Source organism: Streptomyces sp. NPDC059668, from assembly GCF_042734135.1.
In the GTDB taxonomy this organism is placed as follows: domain Bacteria; phylum Actinomycetota; class Actinomycetes; order Streptomycetales; family Streptomycetaceae; genus Streptomyces.
On record NZ_JBHWEL010000119.1, the window covers coordinates 1 to 6,968 of the forward strand.

The window sequence follows — 6,968 nt, forward strand, 5'->3', positions numbered from 1 at the left end:
GGATCGCGCCGCGCCGACGATCCCGGTCACCCGCCTCGCCAGGGCCCCGCACCGATGCGCCGGAAGAGCCACCGCCCTCGACGCACGACGCCTCGGAACCGACTCGTGGATCGGGTTAACGTGTCAGTGTGGAGATGCTGCATCTGCGCTACTTCGTCGCGGTTGCCGAGGAGCTGAACTTTTCCGCGGCGGCCCGCCGGCTGCACATGGCCACGTCACCACTGAGCCAGCGGATCAAAGACCTGGAGCGGGAGCTCGACCTCCGGTTGTTCGAGCGGGACACGCACAGTGTCACGCTCACGCCGGCCGGCGAGGCGCTGCTCCCGATCGCGCGGGACGTGCTGGAACGGATCAACCGCATTCCGTGGCGGCTGCGCGAGGTGACGCGGTCGGAGCGCGGCACCATGTTCGTGGGCATCCCGTCCGGGCTCCATCCCAGACTGAGGGAACTCGTCAACACTCTCGCGGAGCGCGCCGACGAGTGGTGCGAACTCCTGCGCTGGCCCGGCACCTCGAAGGCGCTGGTCACCGGCGTGTGCGAGGGCAGGCTGGCACTCGCGCTGGCCCGGTTGCCGATCAGCGACCCCGCACTGGACATGCTGCCCGTCATGTCCGAACGGCTCGGAGCGATCGTGCCCGCCGACCAGTTCGCCGGGCGGGATTCCGTGGCGCTGGCCGAACTGGCCGATCTCAGCTTCGTCGTCGCACCGCCGGAACTGCGGTTCGCCTACTTCGAGCAGCTCGACCGTGAGATATCGGAGCGGGGGATCAAGAAGCGAATCAAGCTGACCGATTCCGGTTATTCCGGGATCGCCGAAGTGGTGTCGAGCGGGATAGCGTTCTACTTCTCCATGCTCAACGCGGAGAGTCCCATGCACGGCTACGCCCTGGAGAACACCCGGGTCCTGCCGTTCACGGACTTCGAGCCCGTCCTGGACACCGCCCTGGTCTGGCGGCGGGACCGGGCCTCCGGCGGTGACCTGGACGACATCGTCGAAGCGGCCCGTGAGGTCTTCGCCGATCCGCTTCACATATGAGCCGAGCGGAATTCGGATTCGATGTCGATATCGGCGTGACCGCTGCGGTCAAGCCGATATCAGCAATACGATGATTCCACTCCCCGTGCATCTCCATTAGCGTTCCATGTCAGAGGCAGCCGAGACATGGAAGGACGCGACAATGGCGGACACACACAGTTCTGGGCCGCTCGACGGCGTGCGGGTCATCGACCTCTCGACCGTGGTCATGGGCCCGTACGCGGCCCAGATCCTCGGAGATCTGGGCGCCGATGTCATCAAGATCGAGTCCCCGGCGGACTCCCTGCGCGTGGGCCAGTACCGCAACACCCCGGGCATGACCCCGCTGCACCTCAACGTGAACCGCAACAAGCGCAGCGTGTCCCTCGATCTGAAGGACCCGGCCGGACACGCCCAGGCCCTCGCACTCATCCACACCGCCGATGTGCTGATCACCAACATGCGTCCGCGCGCGCTCGCCCGGCTGAACCTGACCTACGAGGACCTCGCCACCGCCGACCCGGGCCTCGTCTACGCGCACGCCGCGGGGTTCCGCGGCGACTCCGACCGGGCCGACGACGCCGCCTACGACGAGACCGTGCAAGCCGCCTCCGGGCTGGTCGACATCGCCGACCGCGCGCTGGGCACACCGCGCTACCTGCCCAGCATCCTCGCCGACAAGGTCTCCGGCCTGACCATCGTCTACAGCGTGCTGGCCGCCCTGGTGCACCGGGACAGGACCGGGCGCGGGCAGCAGATAGAGATCCCGATGACCGACACGCTGATCGCGTTCAACCTGGTCGAGCATCTCGCCGGCCACACGTTCGAGACGGCGACGGGCCCCACGGGCTACGCGCGATCGATGTCCGAACAGCACAAGGCGCGGCCCACCGAGGACGGCCTGGCCGCCGTGCTCCCGTACACCCCCGACAACTACCGTGACTTCTTCGCCGCCGCCGGCCGTCCCGACCTGGCCGCGGACCCACGTGTCAACGGCCCCACGCTCGACACGGCCGACGCCGACGACCTGTTCGCCCTGGTCGGCGAGTGCACACCGGCGCTGACCACGGCCGAGTGGGCCGAGGTGTGCGCGAAGCACAGCATCCCGATGAGCCCGGTGCTGGAGCTGGACCGTGCCCACGAGGACCCCTACGTCCGCGACGGCCACCTCCTCGACACGTTCGCGCACCCCACCGAAGGCCCGCTCCGCACGATCGGCATCCCGGTGAGGTTCTCCGCCACCCCCGGCTCGATACGCCGCCTGGCCCCGGTTCCCGGCCAGGACACCGCGGAGGTCCTCGCCGAGCTCGTGCCGCCGCGGGCGGCGTCCGTACCGTCGCGAACGTCGCCCGCGACGGCCCGGGCCGCCTCCCGCTGAGCCACCGAATCACGGAGGAGAAGCCATGAGCAGCAACGGCGTGCGCGTCCAGCGGGTCTGCTCGACCCTGCTGGTCACCATCGACCGCCCCCAGGCGGGCAACTCGGTGAACACCGCGGTCGCCGCCGCGCTGGCCGCCGCGCTGGACGAGCTGGAGGCGGACACCGAACTGCGGGCCGGTGTCGTGACCGGAGCGAAGGGCACCTTCAGCGTCGGCACGGACCTCGGGGCCTCGCCGAAAAGCGGGTCACCCGTGATCCCGGGACGGGGGTTCGGCGGCCCGGCCGAGGCCGCGCGCACGAAGCCGCTGATCGCCGCGGTGGAGGGGTTCGCGGTGGGTGGCGGACTCGAACTCGCCCTGGCCTGCGACCTGATCGTCGCGGCCGAGGACGCGACGTTCGGCCTGTCCGAGGCCGAGCGCGGTCCGATCGTCGCCGGAGGCGGCGTGATCCGGCTGACCGAGCGCGTCCCGTACCACCTGGCGATGGAGTTCCTGCTCACCGGAGAACCGGTCAGCGGTGCCCGTGCGAAGCACCTCGGTCTGGCGAACCGGGTCACCGCGCCGGGCGAAGCGGTCGCCGTCGCCCTCGGCCTCGCCGAGCGGCTCACTCGCAACGCCCCGCTCGCGCTCGCCGCGGTGATGAACCTCGTACGGGCCCCGACGGTGTGCCGGAGGACGGCCTCTTCGCCGTGCGGCGAGGAGAACGTGGCGTGTTGACGGCCTCGGCCGGCGCACGCGAGGGCATGGCGGCCTTCGCCGAGCGCCGCGCTCCGCGGTGGACGGGGAAGTGACGTGCGGACCGAGGGCGGCGACGCACAGCAGGGGCGGGCGGACGCCGTCGAGGCGCGCGCACCCGGGGTGCCTCAGCTCGCCCGCCATCCCGTCCAGCGGGTGACGAGTACCTCCACCACCTCGCCCGCCGGAGGCCGCCCGGCGTACTGCCGTGGGTACTTCGCGGTGAGCAGCTCCGTGTAGCGGGCCGCGTCGGCCGACCGGCCGGCCGGCGGGAGCACCTGCGCCCGGCCGTCGGCGCGGGTCCACCAGAGCTGGTCCCAGTCCTCCTGGTAGTGGTCGGCCAGGAGGCAGACGGCGGGGTTGGCGAGGATGTTGGAGAGCCGTTTGAGATGGGCCGACCGCTTGGGCTTGTGGTCCACGGCCATGGCCACCGTGTCCCCGGTGACCACGAAGACGACCGGCACCAGGTGCGGGCGGCCGTCGGTGCCGGCGGTGGCCAGACGGGCGACCCGGGACGCCGCGAACCGTTCGCGCGCCTCGGACGCGGTCAGGTCGGGCATCAGCGGAAGCGGGCGGCGACCTCGGCGAACTGGTCCAGGTGCGCGAGGGTGGCCGGTTCGGGATCGGACGGCAGGTAGAACAGCACGCGCTCCACGTCCAGTGCGGCGTAGCCCTCGACCGCCTCGGGGGTGGCGGGCACCCCGTAGACGGTCACCGGGACCGCGCGGCCGGCCATGGCCCGCACCTCCTCGATCTGCGGTGCCAGCACCTCGGGCGGGACGCCGTTGGCGAGCCAGGCGTCGCCGAGTTCGGCGACCCGGGGGAAGGCGCCCCTGCCCCCGCCGACGAAGAGGGGCGGGTGCGGCTTCTGGACCGGCTTGGGCCAGGCGTAGGCGGGGTCGAAGTCGACGAACTCCCCGTGGAACTCGGCCTTCTCCTTGGTCCACAGTTCGAGGATGGCGCGCAGCCGCTCGTCGACGAGCTTGCCCCGGGTGGCCGGGTCGGTGCCGTGGTCGGCCATCTCCTCGCGGTTCCAGCCGACGCCGACGCCGAAGACGGCCCGGCCGTCGGAGATCAGGTCGAGCGAGGCGACCTCCTTGGCGGTGTGGAACGGGTCGCGCTGCGAGACCAGGGCGATGCCGGTGCCCAGCAGGAGCCGTTCGGTGACCGTGGCCGCGGCGGTCAGCGCCACGAAGGGGTCGAGCGTGCGGTAGTAGATGTCGGGCAGTTCACCGCCCGGAGGGTAGGGGGAGCGGCGGTCGGCCGGGATGTGGCTGTGCTCGGCGATGAACAGCGAGTCGAACCCGCGCTCTTCGACGGCGCGCCCGAGGGGGGCCGGCCGGGTGCTCAGATCGGTGATGAAGGTGGAGATCCCGAATTTCACGCGGCTCCTTCGCCGTTGCGTCCCGCCGGCTGGTTCCCGGTGCGTGCCGGCCCCGGACCGGTCGCACTGCCCGGCGCGCACGGCGCCGGGGGCACGGGCTGCCGCTCATTGTCGGCGAGGGGGACGGGCGGCGGACGTGTGGCGCGCCGGTCCGTGCTCCGACCGCGCGCGACCGTCGACGCCGCCGGGGGCCGGCGCGGGAATGTCTGCGGGGCCCATGTGGTTTTCACCTATGTGGTGGTGAAGGGAACTGTGTCCCCGGGCCTCACTCTCATGCCCATGAGGACGATCGTTCGGCTGAAGCCTCATGGAGCCCTCGCCGCGGAGGCGACCGCCCTTCACGACCACGCTCGTCGCTGTGCCCCTCCGGGGGTACGGCGAGGACGGGCGTGGCGCCTGCGGTGAACCGTCGTTCGTGTCGGGCGGGATCACCGCCCGGGTCTGCTCAGCCGGAGTTCTGGGTCCCCTTGTCCGTGGAGCGACGGTACTCGGCGTTGATCCGCTGTGCTTCCTCGAGCTGGTCCTCAAGAATGATGATGCGGCACGCGGCCTCGACCGGGGTGCCCTTGTCCACGAGTTCGCGGGCGCGTGCGGCGATCCGCAGTTGGTAGCGGGAGTACCTCCGGTGACCACCCTCCGAACGGAGCGGAGTGATCAGCCGGGCCTCGCCGATGGCTCGGAGGAAGCCGGGGGTGGTGCCGAGCATCTCGGCGGCCCGGCCCATCGTGTACGCGGGGTAGTCGTCGTCGTCCAGACGGCCACTGAGCGGAGTATCTGCTGTCATTTCACCTCGTTGAGCAACGCGTCGAGGGGCCCCGGTGCCGTACGGCACCAGGGCCCCGAAGGAAATTCAACACCATCTGTCGGCCTTACTGCTGCGCCGACCTTCTGTTTCCGCCGTCCGGCCCCGGGGAGGGGCGGGAGTGCGGGGATCGAGGATGCGTAACCGGGGACCACCTTCCGTTCCGGGGTCGTGCGGTACCCGGCCGAATGGTGCTCGGGCCGGGCGATCCTGATGGCGTCCGTTCCTCCGTTCTTCCTCTGTGTCCGCCGCGCGTCGCTCCGGTACTGCCGACGGCCCCTCGAGCTGCGGGCCGTCCACGCGGCGGTCATGTCTACGTGAGAAACATTAGCCAGGCTGCCGACCAATGTCTACTCTGACAAAGATAGATTTTGCTGTCGGCGTGTCGCAGGTTTTGGAGGCCGGGGGGCACCGGGACCGCGTTCGCGTCCGATCGGCCGGGGACGCCCATAGAATCGGCTTCCATGTCGAACCCTGACGAGCTGCTCGTTGACATCTCCGCCATGGTGGAGTCCGGGCAAAGCAATCAGATGTCGCTGACCGTGGTCGTCGGCGGGGCCGTCATCACCGGCCGGCTGGCTCCCGAGGCCGTCTGGCGGGAGCGTGTCTCGGAGGTACTGAAGGACTCCGACCGCCTCGGCCCGTTCTCCGACATCTTCACCGCGGGGCGGACGGAGGGCAGGCCGGATCGCGGCGAGCCGCCCACGCATCTGCACTTCCACCTCGCCCGGATCCTTCAGGGCAACGTCGGAATCCCCGAGACGGGCGGCATGTACCGCGTCGCGATCAAGGACGTCAGCGCCTGGACCGTGGGCGACTTCAGCTACTTCGACCAGTGAGACGCCGCGTCGCCCGGCCGACCGGCACGACCACGGCCTGAGCGGTCCGCATCCGCGCGAACTCCCCGACCTGAGCCCGCGTCCCCGGCCCGCGCCGACATCACCGCCCCGGAACGCTCCGGCGCGGGCGTTCGGCCGGTCGGCGTGGGGCTGCATCTTCAGCCGGTCGGCGTCGATTTGGTGTGGACCCGCATCTTTGGCTGGGCGCCGTCGATTTGGCGTGGGAGTGCATCTCGGGCTGGTCGGCGTCCGTTTGGCGTGGGCGGGCGCCTTCAGCCGGTCGGCATGCATCTGGTGGGGGAGTGCATCTCAGCTGGTCGGCGTGGACTTGGCGTGGGCGTGCATCTTGGGCGGGTCGGCGTCCGTTTGGTGTGGACGCGCGCCTTCAGCGGTCGGCATGCGTTCGGTGAGGGAGTGCATCTCAGCTGGTCGGCGTGCCCTTGGCATGGGCCCGCATCTCCGTCCGCTCGGCGCCCGTTTGGCGTGGGCGCGCACCTTCCGCCGGTCGGTATGCATCCGAGGGGAGTGCATCTTCAGCTGGTCGGCGTGGACTTGGAGTGGGCCCGCATCTCGGGCTGGTCGGCGTCCCTTTGGCGTGGGCCCGCATCTCCGGTCCGTCGGCGTCCGCTTGGCGCGAGCGCGCCCCTTCCGCCGGTCGGCACTCGTCCGGCGTGGGCCCGCATCTCCAGCCCGTCCGGCGTTTGAGGACGAGCCTTTCGGGCGAAGGCGGGTCCAGGGGGCGCAGCCCCTCGGCGCGGATCCGGGACCGGCGCCCGGACGGCGACCACGACGACGAGGGCCCGGCCGACATCC

At 70.9% G+C, this 6,968-nt stretch carries 7 protein-coding genes; 4 read left to right on the plus strand and 3 right to left on the minus strand.

Annotation, left to right across the window (positions count from 1 at the left end):
* Positions 1-134 precede the first annotated feature (134 nt).
* The 3 genes from ACFV2J_RS40955 to ACFV2J_RS40965 all read left to right on the plus strand — a co-directional run bounded on the left by ACFV2J_RS40955 (position 135) and on the right by ACFV2J_RS40965 (position 3,112).
* Positions 135-1,037, plus strand: coding sequence for a LysR family transcriptional regulator (locus ACFV2J_RS40955; protein WP_385097848.1), 903 nt, complete (start codon positions 135-137; stop codon positions 1,035-1,037).
* Positions 1,038-1,179: 142 nt separating this feature from the next.
* On the plus strand, positions 1,180-2,394 hold the full coding sequence (locus ACFV2J_RS40960; RefSeq protein ID WP_385443570.1) for a CaiB/BaiF CoA transferase family protein: 1,215 nt from the start codon (positions 1,180-1,182) through the stop codon (positions 2,392-2,394).
* Between the two features lie 25 nt (positions 2,395-2,419).
* Entirely contained in the window at positions 2,420-3,112 is a 693-nt protein-coding gene (locus ACFV2J_RS40965; protein WP_385443573.1) for an enoyl-CoA hydratase-related protein, read from the plus strand.
* Positions 3,113-3,258: 146 nt separating this feature from the next.
* Here ACFV2J_RS40965 and ACFV2J_RS40970 read toward each other — a convergent pair whose 3' ends face one another.
* From ACFV2J_RS40970 to ACFV2J_RS40980, 3 genes are all read right to left on the minus strand, one after another.
* Positions 3,259-3,690, minus strand: a complete 432-nt coding sequence (locus ACFV2J_RS40970) for a TIGR03668 family PPOX class F420-dependent oxidoreductase (RefSeq protein ID WP_385097549.1) — start codon at positions 3,688-3,690, stop codon at positions 3,259-3,261.
* Positions 3,690-4,514 carry an LLM class F420-dependent oxidoreductase gene (locus ACFV2J_RS40975; protein ID WP_385097552.1) on the minus strand — a complete coding sequence of 275 codons (825 nt, stop codon included), beginning with the start codon at positions 4,512-4,514 and terminating at the stop codon, positions 3,690-3,692. The genes ACFV2J_RS40970 and ACFV2J_RS40975 overlap by 1 nt, the downstream gene beginning before the upstream one ends.
* Positions 4,515-4,959: 445 nt before the next feature.
* A complete protein-coding gene (locus tag ACFV2J_RS40980) occupies positions 4,960-5,298 on the minus strand; it encodes a MerR family transcriptional regulator (protein WP_385097555.1) in 339 nt (112 codons plus the stop codon).
* Between the two features lie 482 nt (positions 5,299-5,780).
* On the opposite strand from ACFV2J_RS40980, the gene ACFV2J_RS40985 reads away from it, so the two are divergent.
* Positions 5,781-6,155 carry a hypothetical protein gene (locus ACFV2J_RS40985; RefSeq protein WP_385098456.1) on the plus strand — a complete coding sequence of 125 codons (375 nt, stop codon included), beginning with the start codon at positions 5,781-5,783 and terminating at the stop codon, positions 6,153-6,155.
* The last annotated feature ends 813 nt before the right edge of the window (positions 6,156-6,968 follow it).